This is a genomic window from Desertihabitans brevis, from assembly GCF_003327535.1.
GTDB classification, from domain to species: domain Bacteria; phylum Actinomycetota; class Actinomycetes; order Propionibacteriales; family Propionibacteriaceae; genus Desertihabitans; species Desertihabitans brevis.
The window spans coordinates 102,058-126,386 of the sequence record NZ_QOUI01000011.1; the positions used below are offsets into that span (position 1 = coordinate 102,058).

Annotated in this window: 22 protein-coding genes, 1 tRNA gene and 1 riboswitch; of the genes, 11 read left to right on the top strand and 12 right to left on the bottom strand. The window is 73.7% G+C overall.

Going from position 1 to position 24,329, the window contains the following annotated elements; genetic code table 11:
• The first annotated feature begins 8 nt into the window (after positions 1-8).
• Positions 9-1,658: an FAD-binding dehydrogenase gene (locus tag DT076_RS16195; protein ID WP_114127737.1), complete on the top strand. Its 1,650-nt coding sequence runs from the start codon at positions 9-11 to the stop codon at positions 1,656-1,658.
• A gap of 35 nt (positions 1,659-1,693) precedes the next feature.
• Here the strand turns inward: DT076_RS16195 and DT076_RS16200 are convergent, their stop codons facing one another.
• The 4 genes from DT076_RS16200 to zwf form a co-directional block, all read right to left on the bottom strand.
• Complete coding sequence (locus DT076_RS16200; protein ID WP_114127738.1) at positions 1,694-3,343, bottom strand: copper resistance CopC/CopD family protein; 1,650 nt, start codon at positions 3,341-3,343, stop codon at positions 1,694-1,696.
• Complete coding sequence (locus DT076_RS16205; RefSeq protein ID WP_114127739.1) at positions 3,340-4,080, bottom strand: YcnI family protein; 741 nt, start codon at positions 4,078-4,080, stop codon at positions 3,340-3,342. Before DT076_RS16205 ends, DT076_RS16200 begins: the two co-directional genes overlap by 4 nt.
• A gap of 37 nt (positions 4,081-4,117) precedes the next feature.
• On the bottom strand, positions 4,118-4,684 hold the full coding sequence (locus DT076_RS16210; protein ID WP_114127740.1) for a DUF5134 domain-containing protein: 567 nt from the start codon (positions 4,682-4,684) through the stop codon (positions 4,118-4,120).
• A 102-nt stretch (positions 4,685-4,786) separates the two neighbouring features.
• Complete coding sequence (gene zwf, locus DT076_RS16215) at positions 4,787-6,217, bottom strand: glucose-6-phosphate dehydrogenase (RefSeq protein ID WP_114127741.1); 1,431 nt, start codon at positions 6,215-6,217, stop codon at positions 4,787-4,789.
• Between the two features lie 116 nt (positions 6,218-6,333).
• On the opposite strand from zwf, the gene DT076_RS16220 reads away from it, so the two are divergent.
• Together DT076_RS16220 and DT076_RS16225 are read left to right on the top strand one after the other, a co-directional pair.
• Entirely contained in the window at positions 6,334-6,723 is a 390-nt protein-coding gene (locus tag DT076_RS16220) for a hypothetical protein (protein ID WP_114127742.1), read from the top strand.
• Between the two features lie 56 nt (positions 6,724-6,779).
• Positions 6,780-7,073 (top strand): DUF4287 domain-containing protein, encoded by a 294-nt coding sequence (locus tag DT076_RS16225; protein WP_114127743.1) that lies wholly within the window; start codon positions 6,780-6,782, stop codon positions 7,071-7,073.
• 86 nt (positions 7,074-7,159) lie between these two features.
• On the opposite strand, the gene DT076_RS16230 is transcribed toward DT076_RS16225, so the two are convergent.
• The 5 genes from DT076_RS16230 to DT076_RS16250 form a co-directional block, all read right to left on the bottom strand.
• A complete protein-coding gene (locus DT076_RS16230; RefSeq protein WP_233494014.1) occupies positions 7,160-8,077 on the bottom strand; it encodes a carbohydrate ABC transporter permease in 918 nt (305 codons plus the stop codon).
• Positions 8,074-9,090 carry a carbohydrate ABC transporter permease gene (locus DT076_RS16235; RefSeq protein WP_114127744.1) on the bottom strand — a complete coding sequence of 339 codons (1,017 nt, stop codon included), beginning with the start codon at positions 9,088-9,090 and terminating at the stop codon, positions 8,074-8,076. The genes DT076_RS16230 and DT076_RS16235 overlap by 4 nt, the downstream gene beginning before the upstream one ends.
• Positions 9,087-10,565: an N-acetylglucosamine/diacetylchitobiose ABC transporter substrate-binding protein gene (ngcE, locus tag DT076_RS16240; RefSeq protein WP_233494015.1), complete on the bottom strand. Its 1,479-nt coding sequence runs from the start codon at positions 10,563-10,565 to the stop codon at positions 9,087-9,089. The genes DT076_RS16235 and ngcE overlap by 4 nt, the downstream gene beginning before the upstream one ends.
• A complete protein-coding gene (locus tag DT076_RS16245) occupies positions 10,502-11,512 on the bottom strand; it encodes a MurR/RpiR family transcriptional regulator (protein WP_114127746.1) in 1,011 nt (336 codons plus the stop codon). The genes ngcE and DT076_RS16245 overlap by 64 nt, the downstream gene beginning before the upstream one ends.
• Before the next feature lie 146 nt (positions 11,513-11,658).
• Complete coding sequence (locus DT076_RS16250; RefSeq protein ID WP_114127747.1) at positions 11,659-12,948, bottom strand: GNAT family N-acetyltransferase; 1,290 nt, start codon at positions 12,946-12,948, stop codon at positions 11,659-11,661.
• A gap of 35 nt (positions 12,949-12,983) precedes the next feature.
• Here DT076_RS16250 and DT076_RS16255 point away from each other — a divergent pair, with 35 nt between their 5' ends.
• The 4 genes from DT076_RS16255 to DT076_RS16270 all read left to right on the top strand — a co-directional run bounded on the left by DT076_RS16255 (position 12,984) and on the right by DT076_RS16270 (position 19,399).
• A complete protein-coding gene (locus tag DT076_RS16255; RefSeq protein ID WP_114127748.1) occupies positions 12,984-13,460 on the top strand; it encodes a DedA family protein in 477 nt (158 codons plus the stop codon).
• 43 nt (positions 13,461-13,503) lie between these two features.
• Positions 13,504-14,418 (top strand): 1,4-dihydroxy-2-naphthoyl-CoA synthase, encoded by a 915-nt coding sequence (locus tag DT076_RS16260; protein WP_199539240.1) that lies wholly within the window; start codon positions 13,504-13,506, stop codon positions 14,416-14,418.
• 399 nt (positions 14,419-14,817) lie between these two features.
• The gene (locus DT076_RS16265) at positions 14,818-18,312 is read left to right on the top strand and encodes a hypothetical protein (RefSeq protein WP_114127749.1); all 3,495 of its coding nucleotides are present in this window, start codon (positions 14,818-14,820) and stop codon (positions 18,310-18,312) included.
• Positions 18,296-19,399: a substrate-binding domain-containing protein gene (locus DT076_RS16270; RefSeq protein WP_199539241.1), complete on the top strand. Its 1,104-nt coding sequence runs from the start codon at positions 18,296-18,298 to the stop codon at positions 19,397-19,399. Before DT076_RS16265 ends, DT076_RS16270 begins: the two co-directional genes overlap by 17 nt.
• Before the next feature lie 7 nt (positions 19,400-19,406).
• Here DT076_RS16270 and upp read toward each other — a convergent pair whose 3' ends face one another.
• Positions 19,407-20,048: a uracil phosphoribosyltransferase gene (upp, locus tag DT076_RS16275; protein WP_114127751.1), complete on the bottom strand. Its 642-nt coding sequence runs from the start codon at positions 20,046-20,048 to the stop codon at positions 19,407-19,409.
• 188 nt (positions 20,049-20,236) lie between these two features.
• On the opposite strand from upp, the gene DT076_RS16280 reads away from it, so the two are divergent.
• From DT076_RS16280 to DT076_RS16290, 3 genes are all read left to right on the top strand, one after another.
• Positions 20,237-20,872: a tRNA adenosine deaminase-associated protein gene (locus DT076_RS16280; protein ID WP_407642739.1), complete on the top strand. Its 636-nt coding sequence runs from the start codon at positions 20,237-20,239 to the stop codon at positions 20,870-20,872.
• A gap of 47 nt (positions 20,873-20,919) precedes the next feature.
• Positions 20,920-21,351: a nucleoside deaminase gene (locus DT076_RS16285; protein ID WP_199539249.1), complete on the top strand. Its 432-nt coding sequence runs from the start codon at positions 20,920-20,922 to the stop codon at positions 21,349-21,351.
• A 47-nt stretch (positions 21,352-21,398) separates the two neighbouring features.
• Positions 21,399-21,486 (top strand) — tRNA-Ser (locus DT076_RS16290).
• 21 nt (positions 21,487-21,507) lie between these two features.
• On the opposite strand, the gene DT076_RS16295 is transcribed toward DT076_RS16290, so the two are convergent.
• Positions 21,508-21,861 (bottom strand): hypothetical protein, encoded by a 354-nt coding sequence (locus DT076_RS16295; protein ID WP_147264172.1) that lies wholly within the window; start codon positions 21,859-21,861, stop codon positions 21,508-21,510.
• A gap of 31 nt (positions 21,862-21,892) precedes the next feature.
• Positions 21,893-22,438 carry a putative immunity protein gene (locus DT076_RS16300; RefSeq protein WP_199539242.1) on the bottom strand — a complete coding sequence of 182 codons (546 nt, stop codon included), beginning with the start codon at positions 22,436-22,438 and terminating at the stop codon, positions 21,893-21,895.
• An 88-nt stretch (positions 22,439-22,526) separates the two neighbouring features.
• Here DT076_RS16300 and DT076_RS19685 point away from each other — a divergent pair, with 88 nt between their 5' ends.
• On the top strand, positions 22,527-24,071 hold the full coding sequence (locus DT076_RS19685; protein ID WP_199539243.1) for a DUF7544 domain-containing protein: 1,545 nt from the start codon (positions 22,527-22,529) through the stop codon (positions 24,069-24,071).
• Between the two features lie 75 nt (positions 24,072-24,146).
• Positions 24,147-24,284: riboswitch (FMN riboswitch) on the top strand.
• Positions 24,285-24,329 lie beyond the last annotated feature (45 nt).

Consider the following 24,329-nt stretch of genomic DNA (forward strand, 5'->3'; position numbering starts at 1 on the left):
CGTGGACAATGATCGACGTGGACACCGACGTGGTCGTGGTGGGAGCGGGTCTGGCCGGGCTGGTCGCCACCGTCGAGCTGGCTGCCGCGGGCCGCCGGGTGACGGTCGTCGACCAGGAGCCAGAGGCCTCCCTGGGTGGGCAGGCCTGGTGGTCGTTCGGCGGGCTGTTCCTGGTCGACTCGCCCGAGCAGCGCCGGCTCGGGGTCCGCGACTCCGCGGCGCTGGCGCTGCGGGACTGGATGGGTAGCGCCGCCTTCGACCGCGACTCCGACCACTGGCCGCGGCGCTGGGCCGAGGCCTACGTCGACTTCGCCGCGGGGGAGAAGCGTTCCTGGCTGCGCGGCCTGGGTGTGCGGTTCTTCCCGGTGGTCGGCTGGGCCGAGCGCGGCGACGGCACCGGCCGCGGGCACGGCAACTCCGTCCCGCGGTTCCACATCGTCTGGGGCACCGGGCCCGGCCTGCTGGAGCCGTTCCTGCGCCGGCTGCACGAGCACGTGGACGCGGGCCGGGTGCGGCTGCTCTTCCGCCACCGGGTCGAGGCGCTCGTGCTCACCGGTGGACGGGTGACCGGGGTGCGCGGCAGCCGGCTGGTGCCCAGCGGCGTCACCCGCGGGGAGGCCAGCCCGCGCGAGGTCGTCGGCGACTTCGAGCTGGCCGCCGACGCCGTCCTGGTCACCTCCGGCGGGATCGGCGGCGACCTCGACCTGGTCAGCCGCAGCTGGCCCGACCGGCTGGGCGGGCCGCCGCAGCGGATGGTGGCCGGCGTCCCCGCCTCGGTGGACGGCCGGATGCTCACGGCCGCCACCGCCGCCGGCGCCAGCCTGATCAACCCCGACCGGATGTGGCACTACACCGAGGGCCTGCAGAACCACGACCCGGTGTGGCCCGACCACGGCATCCGGATCCTGCCCGGGCCGTCCTCGCTCTGGGTGGACGGCGCCGGCCGGCGGCTGCCGGCCCGGCTCTACCCGGGCGCGGACACCCTGGCCACGCTGGCCCACCTGCGCGGTACCGGCCACGACCACTCCTGGTTCGTGCTCACCGAGCGGATCCTGGCCAAGGAGCTGGCGCTGTCGGGCTCGGAGCAGAACCCCGACCTCACCGGACGCAACCTCCCGCTGCTCAGCCAGCGGCTGCGGCCCGGGGCGCCCACGCCGGTGCGCCGCTTCGTCGAGGCCGGGATCGACGTCGTCCGCGCACGGGGCGTGACCCAGCTCGCGACCGCGATGAACACCCTCACCGGCGCGGACCTGGTCGACCCCGAGGTGCTGGCGGCCTCGGTCGGCGAGCGGGACGCCGCCGTGATGGACCCGTCCTCGACCGACGCCCAGGCGGTCGGCATCCGCCGGGCCCGCGGCTACCTCGGCGACCGGCTGATGCGGGTCGCCACCCCGCACCGGCTGCTCGACGACGACGCCGGCGAGCTGGTCGCCATCCGGCTGCACCTGCTCAGCCGCAAGACCCTCGGCGGGCTGGAGACCGACCTGCAGGGACGGGTGCTGCGTCCGGGCGGGGAGCCGCTGGCGGGTCTGTACGCCGCGGGCGAGGTCGCCGGGTTCGGCGGTGGCGGGATGCACGGCTACAGCTCGCTGGAGGGTACGTTCCTCGGCGGCTGCCTCTTCTCCGGGCGGCAGGCCGGACGCGCCCTGCGCGGCTGACCCGGTCCGCCCGGCAGCGTGGGCGAGCACCGTCGTCAGCCGACGTCGACGGCGACGACGCCGACCGGCTCGGTGAAGCGGTCCAGCCGGACGGCCACCGCCAGGTCCCAGCGCCCGGCGAGGGGGACGTCGACCGGTCCGCGGTACTCACCCGGGGTGCCGGTGGGCTCCAGGCGGGTCTGCAGCGGGCCGACCTGGCCGGGCAGGGTCAGCGACACCGTCGGCGGCTGCTCCACCTCGACCGGCCCCGCGTCGTCGCGCAGCTCCACCGCCACCTCGTTCGGGCCGCGCCGCGCCGGGCTGAGCAGCACCTCGGCCTCGACCTCGCCGAGGTCGAGGCGCTGCGGGGCCGGCGCGACGGCGACGGTCGGAGAGCCGTGCCCGCCGTGGTCGTCTGGCACCGGGCTGGCCGAGGTGAGCACACCGGTGAAGACCGCCACGGCCGCGAGCAGCGCCACCTCGTCGACCATGCTGCGGCGCAGCCGGGGAGCCACCTCGGGGGCCTCCCCGCGCCGCAGCCGGGGCACCAGGACGAGACGGTTCCAGCCAGCGATCGCCAGCACCGCCGCCACCAGGGCGAGCTTGACCACCAGCGCCCGGCCGTAGGCGGTCTGCAGCACGCCCGACCACCGCTCGAGCACCAGGACGGCCATCGTCGTGCCCGTGGCGGCCAGCACCAGCACCGACACCGCCGCCGCGGTCGAGAAGCGCGACACCACCGTGAGCACGTCGCTGGGTCCCCGCTCCGAGCGCCACCACAGCAGCAGCGCCAGCAGCCCGCCGGACCACAGGGCGCCGGCCAGCACGTGGGCCAGGTCGGCGGCGACCACCAGCCAGGTCGGCTGGTAGGTCCGGGTGTGGCCGACGACGGCCAGCGACGTCACCGCCAGGGCGATCCCGGGCCACCGCACCCACCCGGCCGGCCCTCCGGACCGTGACCCGACGACCCCGAGGACGGCCCCGGCGACCGTCAGCGCCGCCGCGACCCCGCTCGCGCCGCTGGCGGCGTCGAGCAGCCCGCCGCCGAGCAGGGCCGCCGGGTCGGCCGCCTGCACCGCCAGCCACTCCAGCGGGACGGCCAGCACGGCACCGGCGCCGGCCACCAGGGCGGCGAGGGGCACCGCCCGGCCCGGTCGGCTCTCCCGCAGCACGAGCGTCCGCACCAGCACCAGACCGACGAGGGCCAGCACGCCACCGTAGGTGAGGGCCCGCGCGCCGGTGAGGAGCAGCTCCGCGACCGGGGCTCCGTCCTCGGCCGGGACCGGCGGTGCCTCGGGGCTGGGCGCCCCCACCGCGAACCCGAGCACCCCGCTGACGGGGTGCGCGTCGGCCGAGACCACCCGCCAGGACAGCAGCCAGCTGCCCTCGGCGAGCCCGGTCGGCAGCGTGACGACGACCGTCCCGTCGACCGCCCGGGCGCCGAGCACCACCGTCGACCCGTCGACGCCCACCAGCCGCACCCCTTCCACGGCCGGGGTCACCGGCTCGTCGAAGACCAGCCGGACGTCGCTCGGCGCGGTGGCCAGGACGGTCCCGGGCGCCGGGTCGCTGGACAGCAGGCTGGCGTGCGCCGAGGCGGGAACAGCCGGCACCGCCACCAGGGCGACCAGCCCCAGCAGCACCGCCACCAGCCAGCGGAGCGCGGCCCGACGGGCCGCGGCGGCTCGCCGGCGCCGGGCGTTCACGGCCTCCGCGTGCGCACGAGGGCGGTCACGCCGGCGGCCAGGCCGGCGAGCCCGGCCACCAGGCCCGCGACGCCCAGGCCCACCGCGAGCCCGGAGCCGTCGGAGGTCGTGGCCGCGGCCGGGTCGGTGCCGGGCGTCTCCGCGGGTGCCTGACCGCCCGCGCCGTCGGAGGGTGCGTGCCCGCCCCCCTGCTCGGCCGCCACCACCGCCAGCGTAGGAGCCGGGGAGTCGAGGGCGTCGGGGTCCTGCCCCTCAGCGGCCACCTGCACCCAGGCGTTCTCGCCCTGCTCGCAGGTCTGCACCGCCGGGAAGGCCATCGTGGTGCCCGCGGCGTCGGCGGGCAGCTGCAGCGACACCTGGAAGGTCTCGAGGTAGCCGTCCGGCACGGGCTCGTCGGGGGTGAAGCGCAGCTCGCCGACCCGCTCGGTCAGCTGGTTGCCGTGGCTGTCGGTGACCGGCGGGTCGAGTTCGACCATGACCTTCTCCACCTCCCAGCCCGGCTTGAGCTGCGGCGCGGCGGCGTCGATGCCCTCGGGCACCTGGACGGTGAGCCCGGTGGTGGGGGAGTCGCCGCAGCCGTGGGAGAAGGCGAAGGTCAGCGTGGTGTAGCTGCCGGCCGCCGCGCTGCTGCCCGACACCGTCACGTGGGCCGTGGCGGTGCCGGCGGCTCCGGCCCACAGGGCCGTCCCGGCGAGGAGGGCGAGGACGGGCAGGGCGGCACGGCGGGGGTTCGGCATGGCGACCTCTCGGGATCGGGAGACGGCAGGGAGCAGGTCAGGTGAGGAGCACCGGTGCCACCATGGCGGCCATCCCGGCCCCCATCGCGACGTGGGCGAGGTGCCAGGCGGGCGGGCGCCGCCCCGGGGTGCGGCGGAGCAGGGGGACGGTGGCGCGTACCGAGAGCGCGGTGCCGGCGAGCAGCAGGGCGAGCAGGACGGCACCCGGCAGCACCCAGGACGCCGGCGCGGCGCCGCCGCCGTGCAGGTGCGGCATGGCCAGCAGCATCCACACCATCGCCAGCATCATCGCGACGTGCAGCCAGTGCAGCCACGGGCCGCCGTCGGTGTGCTCGAGGTGGCGGGGCGGGCGTCCGGGTGGCAGCACCGCCATCAGCAGGAACCACACCGAGGCGGCGGCGAAGACGAGCACCTGGGGCAGCACCAGACGTCCCATCCCGGCCGGCCACGCCATCCCGACCATCGCCAGGCTCATCGCGGCGTGGCAGCCGTCGCAGACCCGGTCGGCCCAGCTCCCACCTCGTACCCCGTGCAGGACGAACCAGACGGCGGTGACGGCGAAGAGGACGGAGAGCACGACCCGCAGGCCCACGTCCTCGACCATCGCCGCCCCCGCTTCTCTACAACTTGTCGAGAAGCACTCTAGCGGCGTCCGTGCCGACCCGCGCAACCCGCGCCGGGAGGCCGGCGCGGGCGCGGGCCGGGCTCACTGCCCGTGGGCGTTGGGCGCCCGCCAGGCCCGCTCGAAGGGCAGCCGCCACCCGTGCGGGGCGATCAGCTGGTGGATCGCGTTCGGGCCCCAGGTGCCCGGCGCGTAGGGCCGCACCGGCGGCGGGTCGTCCAGCAACGGCTGGGAGAGGTCCCACAGCCGCTCGATGCCCTCGGCGGTGGTGAACAGGGTGCGGTCGCCGCGCATCGCGTCGTAGATCAGCCGCTCGTAGGCCTCGAGCACGTGCCGCGAGTCCGACACCTCGTGCATGGCGAACTGCATCGACAGCTTGTCCAGCTTCAGCCCGGGCCCGGGCCGCTTGCCGTAGAACGACAACGACATCCGCGCGGAGTCGGCCAGGTCGAAGGTGAGGTGGTCCGGCCCGTGCCGGCCGACGCCGGAGTCGGCGGGGAACATCGACTTGGGTGGCTCACGGAAGGCGATCGAGATGATCCGCGCGCCCTCGGCCATCCGCTTGCCGGTGCGCAGGTAGAACGGCACCCCGGCCCAGCGCCAGTTGTCGATGAGCACCTTGAGCGCCACGAAGGTCTCCGTCTGGGAGTCCGCCGAGACGCCGGGCTCGTCGGTGTAGCCGATGTACTGCCCGCGGACGACGTCGGCGGGGTTGATCGGCAGCATCGAGCGGAAGACCTTGTTCTTCTCGATGCTGATCGCCGCCGCCTCCAGCGCCGTCGGCGGCTCCATCGCCATGAACGCCAGCACCTGGAACAGGTGGGTGACGACCATGTCGCGGAAGGCGCCGGTGCCCTCGTAGAAGCCCGAGCGGCCCTGCAGCGACAGCTCCTCGGGGACGTCGATCTGCACGTGGTCGATGAAGGTGCGGTTCCAGATCGGCTCGAACAAACCGTTGGCGAAGCGGAAGGCCAGGATGTTGAGCGCGGCCTCCTTGCCCAGGAAGTGGTCGATCCGGAAGATCTGCTGCTCGTCGAAGACCGCGTGCAGCCGGGCGTTGAGGGCCCGGCTGGAGGCGGCGTCCATCCCGAACGGCTTCTCCATGATGATCCGCGAGCCCTCGACCAGGTCGGCGTCGCGCAGGGTGGCGACGACGTCGACGGCGGCCTTGGGCGGCACGCTGAGGTAGTGCAGCATCCCGCACGGCCCGATCTCCTCCCGCACCTCGCCGACCACCCGGGCCAGCTCGGCGGGGCCGTGCGCGGTGCTGACGTAGCGCAGCCGGCGGGCGAAGTCGGCCACCACCTCGTCGGGATGACGACGGCCGAAGTCGCCGACGGCCGCCACCGCGAGCTCGCGGAAGCGCTCGTCGTCGAGCTCGTCGAGGGAGGCGCCGATGATGCGCAGGTCGGGCACCAGGCCGGAGCTCACCAGGTGCAGCAGCCCGGGGAGCAGCTTGCGGCGGGCCAGGTCACCGGTGGCACCGAAGAGGACGATCAGCTGGGTGTCGCTCACGAGCCGAACGCTAGGCCGTCCACATGTCGCCCGGGTGACGGGGCGGCGGCAGGTCGGGCAGCCATCTGGGGCGGGCCGGCGACGAGCCCGTCGGACGCGGTTGGCAGAGTGGGCGCATGAGGCTGCCCTCCCTGCACCTGCTGGTCCTGCGGTCCACGGCCACGCTGGTGCTCTCCGCGCTGATCGCCCAGGTCGGCTGGGCCGCCGCCGGGCTCGGTGACGACCGGTCCTACCTCGGTGTGCACGGCTGGTTCGCCTGGGCGGTGGTGGCGATCTGCCTGCTGAGCGCGGTGGTCTACGTCGTGCTGCGGCGCAGCGCCGGGCCGGTGCTGGTCTCGCTGGCGGTGGTGACGGCCGTCCTGCCGCTGGTGCAGGTGGGCCTGGCCCAGGCCGAGCTGATCTCGCTGCACATCTTCGTCGGCGTCCTCACCGTGATGGTCGGCACCGCGCTGACGTCGTGGACCTACCGCCACCAGCTGCCCGAACGGACCCAGGCGCCGCGATGAGTCCGCCGGTCGCCGGGGGTCTCACCCGGCGACCGCACCACCGAGAGGACCGCACCATGTCGTTCCAGGCCTACCTCGACAAGGCCGAGGAGAAGACGGGGCTCACCCCGCAGCAGCTCGTCGACCGCGCCCACGAGCGCGGCTACGGGCCCGACACCAAGGCGGGGGAGATCCTCACCTGGCTGGCCGAGGAGCACGGTCTGGGCCGCGGCCACGGGATGGCCCTGGTGCAGGTCATCAAGAACGGCCCGGAGATCAGCGCCAAGCACGTCGGCTCGGACGGGGCGCACCGCGACGAGTCGACCACGCTCCGGCTGGACGGGATCGCCGCCCGCGATGCTGCCGGCTGACCGGGCCCGGACGCACCGCGCCGCCGGTCCCGGCCTCCCGGAGGAGACGGGACCGGCGGCACGCGGTCGGCTGGCTCGACCAGCGGTCACTTGAGGGCGCCGCTGGTGACCGAGCCCTGCAGCTGGCGCTGGAAGATGACGTACACGACCAGCACCGGCGCGATGGTGATGATGACGGCGGCGAACAGACCGCCGAAGTCGATCTGGTAGCCGATCGCCCCGGCGTAGGAGGCCATCCCCTGGGTGAGCACCCAGTTGTCCTGGTTGGTGTTGATCGCCACCGGGATGAGGAACTGGTTCCACAGCCCGAGGAAGTTGAAGATCGCCACCGAGGCGAGCCCCGGACGGGCCATCGGCAGCATCACGCTGAAGAAGGTCCGCCAGTCCCCGCAGCCGTCGATGGCCGCGGCCTCGGCGATCTCCTGCGGCAGCGTCCGGAAGAACGCGTACAGGAAGAACACGGTGAACGGCAGCGCGAAGGCCACGTAGGTGAGGATCAGCCCGGGCAGGGTGCCCAGCAGGCCCATGTCCCGCAGGATGTTGAACAGCGGCACGATCGCCAGGAACACCGGGAAGGTCAGACCGGCCAGCATCAGGTAGTAGATGATCCGGCGACCCGGGAACTGGTAGCGGGCCAGCACGTAGGAGCACATCGCCCCGAGCAGCATCACCAGGAACAGCGACGCCGCCACCACGATCACCGAGTTGAGGAAGTACCGGCCGATACCGGCCTCGTTCCAGGCCCGGACGTAGTTCTCGAACTGCCAGCTCTCCGGCAGCGCGAACGGCGACCCGCTGATGATCTCGCTCGACGTCTTGAACGACGACAGCAGCGACCACAGCAGGGGCACGACGATGATGACCGTCCAGATGATGAGGACGGCGTGCGAGACGACGGCGATCACCCGGTCGCTGCCGGTGAGCCGGGAGCCGGTGCGGGTGGCGACCGGGGCCGGGCCGGTGGACGGGTCGGTCGAGGCGCGGGCGGCCTGCACGGTGCTCACTGGTAGCCCCCTTCCTTCTCGGCGCCGGTGAGCCGGTTGACGAGGAACACGAGCGCGGCGAAGGCCAGCGTGACCAGTGCGAGCACCACGCCCATCGCCGAGGCCAGGCCCCACTTGTTGGCCACGAAGGCGGTGTCGAACAGCTCCTGCGACATCACCCAGGTGGCCCGGTCCGGCCCGCCCTGCGGGTTGAGCGCCCGCATGTAGACGAAGGCGTCGAGGGCCAGGATGCCGAGGTAGATCCAGGCGGTCTGCACGTTGTCGCGGATCAGCGGGATGGTGATGGTGACGGCGGTGCGGAAGCGTCCAGCGCCGTCGAGGCGGGCTGCCTCGAAGATCGACGGGTCCACCCCGCGGATGGCGGCGATGAACAGCACCATGTAGAAGCCGACCATGCTCCAGACGATGACGAAGATCGTCGCGCCCATCGCGGTGCGCGGGTCACCCAGCCACGGGAAGGACTCGAAGGCGCTGAAGCCGAGCGTGGTGAGGAACCCGTTCACCAGGCCACCGCGCGGGTTGTAGACCATCCCCCAGATGAGGCCGATGACGATGGCCGGCACCACGTAGGGGAAGAACGAGATCACCCGGTAGAAGCTCGACCCGCGCAACCCCTTCACCTCGCCGTTGCTGGCGCCGCCCACGGTGACGATGCTGGCCAGCGCGAGGCTGAGCACCAGCGTCACCAGCGGCAGCACGATGACGAGGATGATGTTGTTGCGCAACGCCGTGAGGAACGCGTCGTTGGTGAAGATCTGGGCGTAGTTGCGGAACCCGATGTACTCGAAGTCCCGGCTGAAGCCGCCCCAGTTCGTGAACGAGATCTGCACGGCCTGGATGAACGGGCTCAGCACCAGGACCGCGTAGATCGCCAGCGGGACACCCAGGAACACCGCGAAGAAGCTGATCCGCCCGAACGTCAGGTTGCGCCGGTTGCGGGTGAACCAGCTCCGCGGCCGGCCCGCGGGGGCAGGAGCGCCCCCGGGGCCGGCCTGGGTCTGGACGAGGGTCACGACACCTCGATCTTCTCGACCGAGTCGTCCTCGCGGACGGCGTCGGTGATGCCCTGCAGGTCCGACGTCAGCTGCGCGGCGTCGATGGAGCCGTCCAGGAAGCTGTTCCACACCACCAGCTGGTCCTGGTTCATGCCGTAGGTGCTGACGAAGTTGTAGGTGAACACCGAGGACGCGTTGGCCAGCATCTGGGTCTGCGACACCAGCGCGGTCGAGCCGAAGCCGTCCTCGGGGACGGTGCCCTGGACGATCGTCGGGGCCAGCTTCTGCTGGGCGAAGTTGGTCGCCGCCTCCTGGCTGAGCATGGCCCGCAGCAGCTCCTTGCCGCCGGCCACGTTGGCCGCCTGGCTCGGGACGATGTAGGGCTCGCCCGCGGTGCTGTGCAGCGCGTCGGCCATCTGCGCGGTCGCGGGATCGACCACGAGGCCGGGGAAGCCCATCATCTCGAAGCCCTCGGCCGTCTGGTCCTTCATCTCGTTCTCGATCCAGGCACCCGACGGGTAGAGCAGCGCGAGCTGCTCGTTGCTCCACTGGGCCTGGGCCACGGTGAACTGGGTGCCCGCGCCACCGGGGGCGAAGTAGCCCTCGCTGACGGCCTGCTCCATCTTGGCGAAGACGTCCTGGACGGCCTGCTTGGACCAGCAGTCCGGCTCCAGGTTCTCCAGCGCCAGCCGGACCTCGTCGCCGCCCTGCATGATCGCCGACTCGATCGCCATGGTCTGGTAGTAGGTCGCCGCCTCACGGCCCCAGACGAAGAGGTACTTGCCCTGCTCCTTGGCCTGGGCGCCCAGCTCCAGCGCCTCGTCCCAGGTGGTGGGGACGCTCCAGCCGTTCTCCTCGAACAGCGAGGAGGAGTACCAGACGCCGTAGACGGTGAGCACGTAGTTGATCGCGGCCAGCTTGTCGCCGAAGGTGCCCGGCGCCAGCACGCCCTCGTAGAGGGTGTCGCGGATGGTGGTGCCCTCGTAGTTCGGCGCGTCGATGACGTCGGTGAGGTCCTCGAGCTGGTCGAGGATGGTGTTGAACCCGATCTGCTGCGCACCGGAGTTGTCGATGAGGTCCGGCGGGTTGCCGCCGGCGAAGCGCGGCTGCAGCTCGGTGGCGATCGCTGTGGAGGGCGAGACCTCCGGGGTGACGCCGGTCGGGCCGGCACCCATCACACCGGCGGCGAACTCGACGTAGTCGACGCCGTAGCCGCCGTTGAAGATGACCGCGTCGACGGTGCTGCCCTCGGCCACGCCGAACGGGTTCTCAGCACTCACCTCCCCGCCGCCGGTCTGGGGGGCCGGCTCCTCGCCGCCGCCGCCGCCCGTGGCGCACGAGGCGAGGGCGCCGCCGAACGGCACCATCGCCGCGGCGACCAGCGAGCCGCGCAGGAAGTCCCGGCGGCGGAAGTTCGGGTTGCTCATGTTCATGCCTTCCGTGGTGTGGTGGTTGTGCTGACCTCGTGCTGCCGGGTCCCGCGTGGCGTCCATGCCGTGGAGCGGGCAGATGCAGGAGGACTGGGGTGGTTCAGGGTGGACCGCGGGGCGCGGCGGTGGGGGGCCACCGCCACCGCCGTCGCGGCCAGGGAGCTGGTGGCCCGGGTGTAGTTCTCCTGGGCCACCAGGAGGTAGAGCAGGTCGAGCACCAGCAGCTGGACGTGCTTGGCCGCCAGGTCGTCGGGCTGCAGGAACCGGCCGAAGGCCGACGTGGTGATCGACAGGTCGGCACCGGCCGCGGCCGGGGAGCTCGGGTTGTTGGTGATCGCCACGGTGAACGCGCCGCTGCGGCCGGCCTGCTCCAGCATCTGGATGGTGGCCTCGGTGCGCCCGGTGTTGGAGATCGCCAGCGCGACGCAGTCGGCGTCCTGCAGCGCGGCGCTGGTCAGCCCGTTGTGCAGCTCCGACCAGTGGTGGCAGCTGATCCCGATCCGGTACAGCCGGCCCTGCAGCTCGGCGGCCATCACGGCGCTGCCGCCGATGCCGTAGATGTCGAAGTGCCGGCAGGAGGCGATCCGCCGGGCCGCCTCGGCCATCAGCCCGAGGTCGAGCTGGTCGGCCGTCTGCTGCAGCGAGCGGGTGTGGGTGCCGATCAGGGTGTCCAGCACCACCCGCGGCTCGTCGTCGGGGTGGAACTCCTGACCGATGTCGGTCTGCCACGACGACGCGCTGTCGCGGCCGATGTCGGAGGCGACCGCGACCCGGAACGGGACGTAGCCGGCGAAGCCGAGCAGCCGGCAGAAGCGGGTGACGGTGGCCGCGGACGTCCCGGTCTCCTCGGCCAGCTCCACGATCGAGTACTCCAGCGGGGTGCGCGGGTGCTCGAGCAGGAAGTTCGCGATCTTGACCATGGCCGCCGACATCTCCGGCAGGGCACGGTGGATGCGGCTCATCACGCTCGGCGAGCTGTCGCCCGCCGTCACCGCCCCCTGCGTTCCCATGAAAATCCTTTTTGCCAGTCGTCGATCGATCGGAAACTATTCTTTTCAGTGGTTACCGGTCAAGACCTGCGGGTGACGAGTAGGTAACGAATGCGCCGCCCCTCCCCGGCCGGCCCCGGGCGCCGGCGGGGAGCGGACGAGCGGGGTCAGAAGCCGGTGATGCTGTACGGCCGGGACGGCAGGTGCACCAGCTCGGCGAAGGTCCGCAGCGCGTCCGGGCTGCCCTCCAGGCGTCCCGCCCGGGCCAGCGTGGGTGCGGTGACGCCGCCGAGGTAGAGCGAGGCCAGCGTGTCGACGTCGAGGGTGACGTCGGCCGGTGCCGTGCTCGCCTCCACCGAGGCGCGTCCGTCCGCGACGTCCAGGGCCCAGCGTCCGCCGGCCAGGCCGAGCGGGTCGCGCAGCTCGAGCACGCAGGACCCGGAGCCGGACCACTCCCGCCCCTCCAGCGCGCCCACCGGGTCGAGCACGCGCAGCCAGATGAGGTCCTCCAGCCGGGTCACCGAGTACAGCCGTGGGTCGGCCAGGGCGAACTCCAGCGGGTCCTCCATCGGGGCGCGGCGGAAGCTCACCCGCTCCACCAGGTCGACCGAGGCGAGGAACTGCCACAGCCCGAGGTAGGCGTCGCTGCTGGTCGCGACCAGGTCGTGCACCTTGAGCTCGCGGCTGCGGTCGGTGCGCTCGACCCGGTAGCTGACGTAGCCGTCCACCTCGCCGGACGGGTCGTGGTGCACCGCGCCGCGGCGGGCGTGGTCGACGTCGAGCATGTCGTCGTCGAAGGTGCCGGCAGAGAGGTCGCGGTAGTGGTTCGGCCGGTCGACCGAGCCCCGCGTGGTGGCGTGGAAACGCCGGAAGACGTCGCTGAAGAGGTCGGCGTGGCCGTGCGGGTCGACCATCTCGACCCGGCCCGACGCCTCGTCGCGCAGGGCGAAGCGGCGGGAGGTGTCGAGGGCGATGTGGCGGCACCAGGTGGCCGCGCCGAAGCCGAACCGGCCGTAGATCGAGCCCTCGCTGACCGTCAGGGCGGCCATCGACAGACCGCGGTCCTTGGCCTCGCGCAGGTCGGTCGTCATCATCTGGCGCAGCAGCCCGCGCCGGCGGTGGCTGGGGCGCACGGTGACGTCGGTGATCATGTGCAGGTCGAGCAGCTGCCCGGCGCCGGTGTTGAGGGTCTTGTCGAAGCTGGTGAAGGTGGCGACCGGCATGTCGGGGCCGAGGGCGCCGGTGGGCACCTCGTCGAGGTAGACCCCGCGCAGCACCATCTCGTCGCGGACCATGCCCTCCGCCCACACCCGCAAGCCGGCGCCGCGGATCCGGGCGTCGAGGAACCCCATGGCCACGGCCTGCATCCACTGCTCGACCCTCGGGTCGAGGTGTTCGGGGTCAGGGTCGGGTCCGAGGACCTCGGCGGCGTTCAGGGCTCTGAGCTGGTAGTCCACCCAGGGGAGGGTAGCGGTCAGTACGCTGGCCGGCGATGAGCCTGGATCCGACCTCGTGGGGCTGGCCGTTCCCCGCGACGGCCGCGGCCCTGTTCGTCGTCGCCTTCCTCCGCGCCGGCGCCACCCACGTGCTCGGCCGGGCGCTGCGCCGCGGAGCCGAGCACAGCCGGCTGGCCCGGCTGCTCGAGCGTCCGGGCTACCAGCGTGCCGAGCGGCTGGTCGACCGGTGGGGCTCGCCGGCGGTCGCCCTCAGCTTCCTCACCGTCGGTCTGCAGACGCTGGTCAACCTCGCCTCGGGGGTCACCCGGATGAGCTGGTGGCGCTACCTGCCGGGGTTGGCGGTGGGGGCGGTGCTGTGGGGTCTGCTGTACGCCGGCGTCGGCTTCGCGGGGTTCGCCGCCTTCGTCGAGCTGTGGCGGCGCTCGCCGGTGCTCGCGGTGGGCGCGCTGGTGGCGCTCGGCGTGGCGGTGGCGCTGCTGCTGGTGCGGCGCCGCGCGCACTCGGCCGCCTGATCTCGCGGCGCGGGGGCGTCCGTCCGGTCGGTAGCCTGCCGGGGTGACCGAGCGCAGCGAGCCACTGCCCACCCCCGACTGGGAACCCGTCGAGGGGTTCGAGCTCACCGACATCACCTACCACCGCTCGGCCTCGGTGCCGGCGGTGCGGGTGGCCTTCGACCGGCCCGAGGTGCGCAACGCCTTCCGCCCGCACACCGTCGACGAGCTCTACCGGGTGCTCGAGCACGCCCGCACCAGCTCCGACGTCGGCTGCGTCCTGCTCACCGGGAACGGGCCCTCGCCCAAGGACGGCGGTTGGGCCTTCTGCAGCGGCGGCGACCAGCGGATCCGCGGACGTTCGGGCTACACCTACGCCGAGGGCGACGAGCCGGCCGACCCGACGGCCCCGAACCCAGCAGCACTGGGGCGGCTGCACATCCTGGAGGTGCAGCGGCTGATCCGGATGATGCCCAAGGTGGTGATCGCGCTGGTCAACGGCTGGGCCGCCGGCGGCGGGCACAGCCTGCACGTGGTGTGCGACCTCACCCTGGCCAGCCGCGAGCACGCCCGCTTCAAGCAGACCGACGCCGACGTCGGCTCCTTCGACGGTGGCTACGGGTCGGCCTACCTCGCCCGTCAGGTGGGGCAGAAGTTCGCCCGCCAGATCTTCTTCCTCGGCGACGTCCACGACGCCGAGGACGGCCTGCGGATGGGCATGGTCAACGAGGTCGTCCCGCACGAGGAGCTGGAGGCCGTCGGCCTGGACTGGGCCCGCCGGATCTGCGCCAAGAGCCCGACTGCGCAGCGGATGCTCAAGTACGCCTTCAACGCCGTCGACGACGGCATGGTCGGCCAGCAGGTCTTCGCCGGCGAGGCCACCCGGCTGGCCTACATGACCGACGAGGCCGTCGAGGGTCGCGACGCCTTCCTGCAGAAGCGCGCCCCCGACTGGTCGGCCTTCCCCTACTACTACTGACCCCCTCCCGGCGAGGCGCCGGCGTCCACCCCCGGGGCCCGTGTATGTCATCGCGGTCACGTCCGGCGTGTCGCGGCGTGTCGCGCCCGCCCAGGACCACCGCGAACACGTTCCCAGGGTCTTCCCTGCGCACGCCCCTTGGGGCTCCCGGGTCGGAGCCAGCTCAGCGGCCCGCACCCGCGCCGGCCTCGGCGTCGGCCCATCTCGACCGGGACGGACGCCGATCCCTGAGAACGTGTCGGTAGCGGCTGCTCGACCGGCCGACACGCCGCGACACGCCGGACGTGACCGCGATGACATACACGGGCGCAGGGCGTGTGCACCGATGTTCACTTCCGCCCGGCGGAGGGATCGCTGACCTAGCGTCACAGCCTCATCGTCGAGGACGTCGGAGGACCCATGCCCGCCACACCACAGCCCCTGCTGCCCCGCCGCGCCCGGCTGGCCACGCTGGTCGGCGCGGTGCTGCTCGCCCTGGCGGCGGTGCTCTCCCCGCTGCCGGCGGCGGCCGTCCCGCCGGCGCTGACCAACGGTGACTTCTCCGAGGTGGGCGCGGACGGCGTGCCGGTCGGCTGGGGCACCTGGCGACCGGCCGGCACCGCGACCGTGACGGTCGACCCCGACGGCGGGCCGTCCGGAGGACCGGCGGTGTCGCTCACCTCCACCTCCGGCAGCACAGCGCGGATCGCCCTCACCCAGCGGGTGCCGGTGGACGGCCAGACCGCCCGGCTGCTGACCCTGCGGGGGCAGGTGCGCGGCGACGGGCTGACCGGCGGGTTCAGCATGGTCCGGGTGCAGGGCTACGACGCCTCGGGTGCGGTGGTGCTGCCAGTGGCCCGCGGCCCCTACCTCACCGGCACCTTCGACTGGCGCCCCTTCGAGACGACGGTCGAGCTGCCCGCGACGACCGCGCGGCTCTCGGTCGAGCCGATGCTCGACCGGTCGGCCGGCTCGATCTCCTTCGCCGACCTGACGCTCGGTCCGGCCGACGGCCGTCCGCGCCTGGAGGCCGGGGTGACCGGGGCCGGGGTGACCGAGCTGCGCTGGAGCTTCGGTGAGGAAGCCGGGGAGCAGGTCGTCGGCTACCGGGTGCACCGGGCGGAGGGCACCCAGGCGCCCGAGCCGACCGAGGCCACCGTGCTGCGTCCCGCCGCCGCCCAGACCACCGCCGACGACACCGTCCGCCCCGGCGCGACCTACACCTACCTGGTGACCGCGCGCGACGCCGCCGGCGCGACCGTGGCCTCGACCCGTCCGGTCACCGTCACCGCACCAGCCTCGTTCACCTCCCAGCAGCAGATCGCCACCCTGGCCGCCATCGACACCGGCGGCACCGCCCACGTCGCCTGGTCGCTGCCGGCCGGCACCCCGACCGCCGGTCTGGTGCTCGTGCACGGCGGACGGAGCGAGCCGCTGTCCGGCGACTCCGGCACCGTCGACGTCCCGGCAGCGCCCGGCGACGCGTTGCGGCTGGAGCGCGACGGTGAGCTGCTGGCCACGGCCTCGGTGGGACGCGACGAGCACCCGCGGGCCGTCGTCGACGAGGCCGCGCTGCAGGAGCTGCGGAACCACCTCCGGGCCGGTGAGCCGACGGTCACCGGTGCCTGGGAGGCGCTGCTCGGCCGGCTCGGCGGCGACGGGTCGGCCTACCCGACCAACGGCAGCGCCGGGCTGTACCGCGCCCGCGACGCCGCCTTCGCCTTCGCGGTCACCGGCGACGAGGCCTGGGCGCAGGACGCCTACCGCTCGGCGATGGCCGCCGAGGGCTTCATCGTCGACCGCGACACCAACCTCGGGCTCGAGCTGGGCCGGGCCGCGCTGCTGCTCGCCCCGGTCTACGACTGGTCCTACGCCGGGCTGCAGGAGGAGCAGCGCGCCGGGCTGCGCGACCTGGTGCGGCGCACCGCCGACCTGTTCTCGACCTACCACCACGACACCCTCGACGGCGCCGACAAGGCCAGCAACTGGGTCGGCGTGGCGCGGACCACCGAGCTGGCGATGCTGCTGGCCGCCCGCGGCGACGGCGACCTCGGGATGTACGACGAGCGGATCGGCTACCTCGTCGACCAGGTCGCCCAGCACCTCGACGCCGGCTACGGCGACAGCGGCCACACCCAGGAGGGCTGGGACTACCTGCACTACACCGGGCTGTACATGCTGCCCTCGGCCTACCTCGCCCAGGACGCCGGCATCGAGGTGCTGGACGCCCACCTCACCCGGCCGCAGTGGTGGAACCTGGCGCTGCACGTCGCCTCCAGCCGCCCCGACGGCGACGTCGCCCAGTTCGGGGTGGCCGGCCCCTCGGGGCAGGTCGACGGGCTGTTCCCGCTGCTGTTCCCGATCACCCCGGACGGGGCGCTGCCGGGCCTGAAGCACCTCTACGACGAGGTTCAGGGTGTCGACTCGCAGCGGCGTTCCTTCGATGGCGTGCACTCGTTGTGGGCCGCGCTCTACTACCCGACCACCGCGAGCGGCGACCCCGACGACGTCACCCTGCCCGAGGCCCGCCGGGCGCTGCTCGACGACGAGCCCGGCTTCTACGCCTTCCGCAACCGGCTGGCCGACGCCGACGACACGCTGGTGGTCACCTCCAACCGCAACTCCCGGCACAAGGGCTGGTCGGCCGCCGAGACCTTCTCGCTGTCCTGGATGAGCCACGGCACCACCTGGGCCGGTCAGGGCGGCAAGTCCTGGACGTCGCCCCAGCTGTGGAGCAAGCCGCTGGTGGACGGCCAGCTGGAGGCCTACGCCAACCAGTACGAGACCGTCCGCGGTGAGGGTCGGACGGTGGTGTCGCGCGCGTTCGAGGGGCAGGGCGGCGGCTACCTCGAGCTGGACGGCTCGGCCAACTTCGGCGTGCAGCGCGCGTTGCGCAAGCAGGTGGTCGACCTCGCCGAGGGGGACGCCTCCGACGCCGTCGTCGCGATCCACGACAGCTTCGCCGACGACACCGAGCACCGCTGGGACTGGCAGCTGCGCCCGGAGACGGGCGTCACCATCGACGTGCCCGACGCCGCGGCCGACGGCCACCCGTCCTTCACCCTGACCGACGCCGCGGGCACCGTGCTCAGCGGCTTCGTCCTCGGCGAGGGTGTCGAGGTGACCGCGCAGGACGGCACGCTGCGCCTGTCGCGCTCCGGGCGCACCGCCGACTTCCGGGTCGTGCTGGCGACCTCGACCGAGGGTCCGCTGCGGTCCCGCCCCGGGCCCGACGGCACCCTCGTCGTCGACGGCCGGGTGGTCGACCTCGACCGCCTCGACACCGCGGCGCCGTTCCCCGACGAGGTACCGGCCGACGGGGCCTCGAGCGCGCCGGGCCGCGGAGTGCTCTCCACCGACGAGGGCCACGACACCGGCCTGCGCGACGGCTTCTTCTCCCTGACGGCCGACCTGTGGTGGGGCGAGAACGCCAGCCTGGTGCGGCTGTACGAGAACGGCGAGCCGCTGGCGGTCCGCCGGCTGACGCCGAGCACCCCGCAGGCGCAGCGGGTGGTGGTCGAGGTCGCCGGCAGGCCGGACGGCCGCTACACCTACACCGGTGAGCTGGTGAACTCCCGCGGTTCCACCCCGTTGGCCCCGGTCACCGTGGAGGTCAGCGACGCCGCCCCCGGCCGGCCGGTGCTCAGCCACGACGACTTCGACGGCGACGGGAGCTTCCGGCTGACCGCCGACCTGTGGTGGGGGACCAACGCCACCTCCTACCGCTTCCTCGAGGACGGCGTCGAGATCGGCAGCGGGACGCTGGCCGCGGACACCCCGCACGCGCAGCGGGCCAGCGTGGCTGTCGAGGACGCCGAGCCCGGACACCACCGCTACGTGGTCGAGCTGGCCAACCACGCCGGCACGACGCGCAGCGAGCTGCTGGAGGTGGAGGTCCGTGGGCCGAGGCGTTGACGGCCCGCGGGCGCTCGCCGAGGATCGCGCGGTGATCCCGCACGAGCGCCACTCCCTGATCCTGCGGCAGATCGAGCTGCACGGGATGGTCATCACCGCCGAGTTCGCCCACCGCCACGGGGTCTCCGGGATGACCGTGCGGCGGGACCTGGTGGCGCTGGAGGAGAAGGGCCTGCTGGAGCGGGTGCACGGGGGAGCGGTGGCGCCGGCGCCGCACCACCCCACCGCGCGGCGCCGCGGCCCGCTGGCGACCATCGGCATGGTGGTGCCGTCGGCGGACTACTACTACCCCGCGGTGATCCGGGGCGCCCGGGCGGCCGCCGGCCAGCTCGGCATCCGGCTGGTGCTCGGGGTGTCCGGCTACTCCGTGGACCTGGAGACCGAGCAGGTCGGACGGCTGGTGGCCGGCGGGGTGGACGGGCTGCTGGTGACGCCGAGCCGCACCTTCGCCGACGACGGCGCGACCTACCGCCTGCTGGCGGGCGCCGGCGTCCCCGCCGTGGTGGTGGAGCGCTCGCTGGAGGGCGTCGACCCCGGCACCGCGATCGGCTCGGTGCGCAGCGACCACGGCCACGGGGCCGAGCTGGCCGTCCGGCACCTGGTCGAGCGCGGCCACACCCGGATCGCGGTCGCCTGGCGGGCCGGGCCGACCGCCGCTCCGGTGCTGGCCGGGGTCCGGCGGGCGATGGGCGCGTTGTGCCCCGGCGGTGAGACGCTCTCGTTCCCGCTGCTGGGCGCCGCCGCGCCGCCGGCCGACCAGCGGCGCCAGCTGGAGGAGCTGCTCGACCAGGTGCGTGCGGCCGACGTCCGGGCCGTGGTGGTGCTGCCCGACCAGGTGGCGATGGCGCTGGTCGACGTCGCCACCGGACGCGGCTGGCGCGTCCCCGACGACCTGGCGCTGGTGGGCTACGACGACGAGTTCGCCGCGCTGTCGCCGGTGCCGCTCACCGCGGTCGCACCGCCGAAGTTCGACGTCGGCCACACGGCGCTGCGCAGCTGCGTCGACCGGCTGCGGACCGGCCGCGGGCCGGCGGCGCTGACCCGGGTCGACCTGCTGCCGACGCTGGCGGTGCGGGAGTCCTCCTGAGCCGGAGTCAGTGGGCCAGGCCGTAGAGCCGGTCGCCGGCGTCACCCAGCCCGGGCACGATGTAGCCCAGCTCGTTGAGCCGCTCGTCCACCGCGGCGACCACCAGCTCGCAGGGGACGCCGAGGTCGGCCAGCACCTCGCGCAGGTGCTCGATGCCCTCGGGCGCGGCGAGCAGGCAGATGGCGGTGATGTGGTCCGCTCCCCGGCGGACCAGGAACTGGATGGTGCCGGCCAGCGAGCCGCCGGTGGCGAGCATCGGGTCGAGGACGTAGCACTGCCGGCCCGAGAGGTCCTCGGGCAGCCGTTCGGCGTAGGTGACCGGCTGCAGGGTCTCCTCGTTGCGCGCCATCCCGACGAAGCCGACCTCGGCGGTCGGCATCAGCCGGGTCATCCCCTCCAGCATCCCGAGCCCGGCCCGCAGGATCGGCACCACCAGCGGCCGGGGATCGGTCAGCGCGGTGCCGATGGTGGGGGCCACCGGCGTCTCGACGCGGTGCTCCTGCACCCGGACGCTGCGGGTCGCCTCGTAGGCCAGCAGCGTCACCAGCTCCTCGGTGAGGCGGCGGAAGGTCGGTGAGCTGGTCTCCCGGTCGCGGAGCATGGTCAGCTTGTGGGCCACCAGCGGGTGGTCGACGACGCAGAGTTCCACGCGGCCAGCCTCCCACGGCGGCGGCGGCGAGCACACCGCGGCGGATGGCCGGGCGGCGAGACCGCGGCCGAATCGGCTGGGTCGGGGAGGGCAGGATCTGACACCATGGGCCGCAGACGTCCGCACCGTGCACACGTCCGGAGGAGGCTCAGGTGAGCGACCAGGCTGACGACATCGACAGCCTCGACCTGTCCGAGCGCTTCCGCGCCTCCGGTGAGGCCCGCGGGCTGGTCGCCGACGACATCGACTTCGGTGACGACGAGGACGAGCCCGAGGGTGACGACCTCGACGAGGAGGACGACGACTACGACGACGAGGACGACGACCTCGAGGACGCCTCGGAGGACGACGTCGACCTCGCCGTCGCGATCTACCGCGAGGACGGCGCCCCCGTCGCGCAGGCCCTCACCTACGAGGTCGCCAACGACCTGGACGAGCTGATCGCCCAGCTGCGCCGGATGCCCGGGGACAGCGGCGCGATCGGGCTGGTCTCGCTGGTGGAGGAGATCTTCGTCATCGTGCGGGTGCGCGGGGCGACGGTGCAGGTGCTGCTGTCCGACGCCACCGCGGCCTACGACTGGCCGATCGCGCGCGACATCGCCGACTTCCTCGGCGAGGAGGACCTGCCCGACCCCGACGAAGAGGACGAGACGGTGCCGCTGGGCGACCTCGACCTGCTCGCCGACCAGGGGATCACCAGCTTCGAGATGACCCGGATCTGCGAGGACGTCGAGGAGTCCAGCGACCAGCTGCTGCTGCAGCTGGCCGACCAGATCCGCTTCGGGCCGCAGGTGCGCAAGGTGGTCGAGGCCAGCTTCAGCTGATGGCCGGGGCGGAGCCGGACCGGGCGCCGCTCGGGTGGCGGCAGCCGATGCTGCTCGCCCTGGCCGAGGCGCGTCGGGTCGGCCGGCACGGGGACGTCCCGATCGGCGCGGTGGTGCTCGGGCCGTCCGGCGACGTGGTCGCCACCGGCGGGAACGAGCGCGAGCTGACCGGTGACCCGACCGCGCACGCCGAGGTGCTCGCGCTGCGGCGGGCGGCGACCGTGGCGGGGGAGTGGCGGTTGTCCGGGCACACCCTGGTGGTCACCCTGGAGCCGTGCGCGATGTGCGCCGGCGCCGTCGTCAACGCCCGGGTGGAGCGGCTCGTCTTCGGCGCCTTCGACCCCAAGGCCGGAGCGGTGGCGTCGCTGTTCGACGTGGTCCGCGACCCGCGGCTCAACCACCGCCCCGAGGTGGTGGCCGGGTTCATGGCCGAGGAGTGCGGCGCGGTGCTGCAGGAGTTCTTCGCCGGTCACCGCTGAGTCGACGGATTGGCCCCCGGGTGTCACCGGGCGGTACCCTCTTCGGCGGTGGCGTGTCTGAGCGGCCTAAAGAGCGCGCCTCGAAAGCGCGTGTGGGTAAAACCACCGCGGGTTCAAATCCCGCCGCCACCGCCAACGGCGCTGAGCTGAGCCTCCTCAGCCCCTGACGAAGCCCGTCCCGGAGTCCTCCGGGGCGGGCTCCGTCGTTCCGGGAGGAGGCAGGTGACGCCCGGCGTGGAGACCCTCGAGGACGTCCCGGGCGACGTCGACGCACTCGCCCTCCGGCCGCGACAACCCGTAGTCGCTCCGCAGCACCTGCCGCAGCGCGCTCCCGAGCGTCTCCGCACCCGCACCGGACGCCGCCGTCTCGAGCACCGGCTCGACCAGGTCGTCGTACTCGTCGGCCGGCCCGCCCGCGCGGATCGACCCGATCGGGTCCCACCGCTGCAGCCCGGCACGGACGATCTGCTGGGCCGGGCCCCGGCCGGGAGGTGTCGCGCTGATCCGCACCACCCCATCGTCCTGCCCGACGGGGCGGTTGTCAGCCGCCGGGAGCCTCCCGGAGCACGCTGTCGAGGGTGCTCACCAACCGGGCGACCCGGTTGCGGCCGGCCGGTGCCGGTGGGTAGCGGCGCAGGACGTCGACGAGGACGGCCGGGGCCCGCTCGCGCCACCGCTCGACCGCACGGTCGGCCGCGGCGGCGTCCTCACCCGCCTCGATCTCGGCCACCCGGGCGGCGTCGGCGGCCGCGCGGAGGATGTGGCCGACCTGGGTGGCGCGGGCCAACGGGTGCAGGTAGGCCGCCGCGGCCGCGTCCCCGGCGGCCTGGGCGGCCAGCCGTGCCACCTCGGTGGCGGCCTCCCGGGCGGCCCGGTGCGCCTCGACGGAGGCGACCCGTTGCAGCCGGGTGCGGGGCGCGCCCTCGACGAAGACCCGCGCCGCCTCCAGCGCCGCGCGGGGTCGTCCGTCGTCGGGGTGCCGGCGCTCGAAGACCGGCAGCAGCTCCTCGGCCGCCGCAGCCGCGAAGCGGACGACCACCCGCAGCTCCTCGACGGTCAGCGGGACCTCGTCCCGGGCGCTCGGCACCGACCGATCGTCCCATCGCGGGCGATCTGGCGCGGATCGGGCGCGCAGGTGCTACCCGGAGGAACCCGCGGCCTGCCATCGTTGCGCCATGAGCTATCCCGCCACTCCCGCGTCATCGATCGCCCCCGCCCGTCCGCACGGCCTGGGGGACGTCCTGGGCACCGCCTGGCGGGCCATGAAGAGCCGGTACGGCGCCCACCTCGGCATCGTCCTGCTGCCGCTCCTGGTGGGTCTGGTCGGCGGGCTCGTCATCACCGTGCTGGTCTTCGCCCTCGGGCTGACCGCCGTGCTGCAGGGCGACCCCGGCGCCGGCGCCAGCGCGGGGGTGGGCGCGGTGGTGCTCGGCGTGGTGGGGACGCTGGTGTTCTACGTCGTCCTGCTCCTGGTGGCGCTGCGGGCGCAGGGGATGGCGGCGGTGCTGGTGCAGCAGACCATCGACGGCCGACGGCCGTCCCTCGGCGACCTCTGGCGCGAGACCCGCGGCTTCTGGGGCCGGGTGATCCCGCTCCTGCTGCTCGCCGTGCTCGCCGCGGTGGCGCTGACGCTGGTGCTCGGGCTGGCGGTCGGCGGGGTCGTCGCCGCGTCGGTGGGGCTGTCGCAGGACACCGGCGGTGGCGCCGCCGGGCTCGGGGTCGGCGTCGCGACCCTGCTCTACCTCGCGGTCGTCGTGGCGGCGGTGTGGGTCTCGGTCAAGCTGCTGCCGGTCTACACCGTGCTCGCGGTCGAGCGCCTGGGCGGCATGACCGCGGTCAAGCGGGCCTGGCGGCTGACCGACCGGAACTTCTGGCGCACCCTCGGCTACACCATCGTCGCCCAGCTGATCCCGCAGGCGGTGATCTACGTCGTCACCTTCGTCGGGCTCGCGATCGGCTTCGGTGTGATGGCCGGGGGGCTGGCGGCCGCCGGGGACAGCCTCAGCTCGGGCAGCCCGGACGCCGCGACCGTGGCGCCGATCATCATCGGCGTCGTCGTGATGTACGCCCTGCCGCTGGTGGCCGCGCTCTTCGTGGCGCCGTTCCTCAACTGCTTCTCCACCGTCTACAGCATGGACCTCGCCCGCCGGAAGGCCACCGAGCTGCCCTCGCCCGCGCCCGGCACCGGCGGCTGGGTGGCGCAGCCCTACCCCGACCTCGCCCAGCAGTGGGGTGGCTACCCCTCCGCCCAGCAGTGGGGTCAGCAGGACCCCTACGGCGGCCAGCAGTCCGGCCAGCAGCAGGCGTACGGCGGCCAGCAGTGGAACCAGCAGCAGGCCTACGGCGCCCAGCAGCCGTGGGGCCAGCAGCAGGATGCCCCAGCCGGTCAGCAGTGGGGCCAGCAGCAGGACCCTCCCGCCGATCGGCAGTGGGGTCAGGACCCGTACCCGTCGCAGCAGCCCGGCCAGCAGCCGCAGTGGGGCCAGCCAGAGGGCGGCCAGCAGTGGGGCCAGCCGGGTGGGCAGCAGTGGGGCCAGCCGGGTCAGCCGGACCCCGGTCAGCAGGGGGGTGCGCAGGGTGGCGGTCAGCCGGGCCAGCAGTGGGGCCCGCAGGACGGCGGCCAGCAGGAGGGCCAGCAGTGGGGCCAGCAGCCCGGCGGCCAGCAGCAGGAGGACCGGGGCCGTGACGACGGCTGGGGCCCGCAGGGACCGACCCGCTGACCCGTCGCCCGACGCCGCTGGACGGTGGTCGGGCACCGCTCCGGAGCCGGGCTAGGATGCAGGTTCGCAAGACACGTACGTGCTCTGGGGTCGGTGCAATTCCGAACCGGCGGTGACAGTCCGCGACCCGTGCAGGCGCTCCGGCGCCGACACGGTTGACCCGGTGGGACTCCGGGACCGACGGTGAGAGTCCGGATGGGAAGCAGCACGTGGCGCGCGAGGACGCTGTGACGTCCCCGCGTGCCCTGCGGTGACGCG

Bases quoted from the DNA above. Each gene is read 5' to 3' on its own strand.
- DT076_RS19685 (WP_199539243.1), top strand. From the start codon at position 22,527: ATGAGCTATCCCGCCACTCCCGCGTCATCGATCGCCCCCGCCCGTCCG.
- DT076_RS16255 (WP_114127748.1), top strand. From the start codon at position 12,984: ATGAGCCTGGATCCGACCTCGTGGGGCTGGCCGTTCCCCGCGACGGCC.
- DT076_RS16205 (WP_114127739.1), bottom strand. From the start codon at position 4,080: ATGCCGAACCCCCGCCGTGCCGCCCTGCCCGTCCTCGCCCTCCTCGCC.
- DT076_RS16225 (WP_114127743.1), top strand. From the start codon at position 6,780: ATGTCGTTCCAGGCCTACCTCGACAAGGCCGAGGAGAAGACGGGGCTC.
- DT076_RS16220 (WP_114127742.1), top strand. From the start codon at position 6,334: ATGAGGCTGCCCTCCCTGCACCTGCTGGTCCTGCGGTCCACGGCCACG.
- DT076_RS16210 (WP_114127740.1), bottom strand. From the start codon at position 4,684: ATGGTCGAGGACGTGGGCCTGCGGGTCGTGCTCTCCGTCCTCTTCGCC.
- ngcE (WP_233494015.1), bottom strand. From the start codon at position 10,565: ATGGACGCCACGCGGGACCCGGCAGCACGAGGTCAGCACAACCACCAC.
- DT076_RS16245 (WP_114127746.1), bottom strand. From the start codon at position 11,512: ATGGGAACGCAGGGGGCGGTGACGGCGGGCGACAGCTCGCCGAGCGTG.
- DT076_RS16195 (WP_114127737.1), top strand. From the start codon at position 9: ATGATCGACGTGGACACCGACGTGGTCGTGGTGGGAGCGGGTCTGGCC.
- DT076_RS16265 (WP_114127749.1), top strand. From the start codon at position 14,818: ATGCCCGCCACACCACAGCCCCTGCTGCCCCGCCGCGCCCGGCTGGCC.
- DT076_RS16285 (WP_199539249.1), top strand. From the start codon at position 20,920: ATGCTGCTCGCCCTGGCCGAGGCGCGTCGGGTCGGCCGGCACGGGGAC.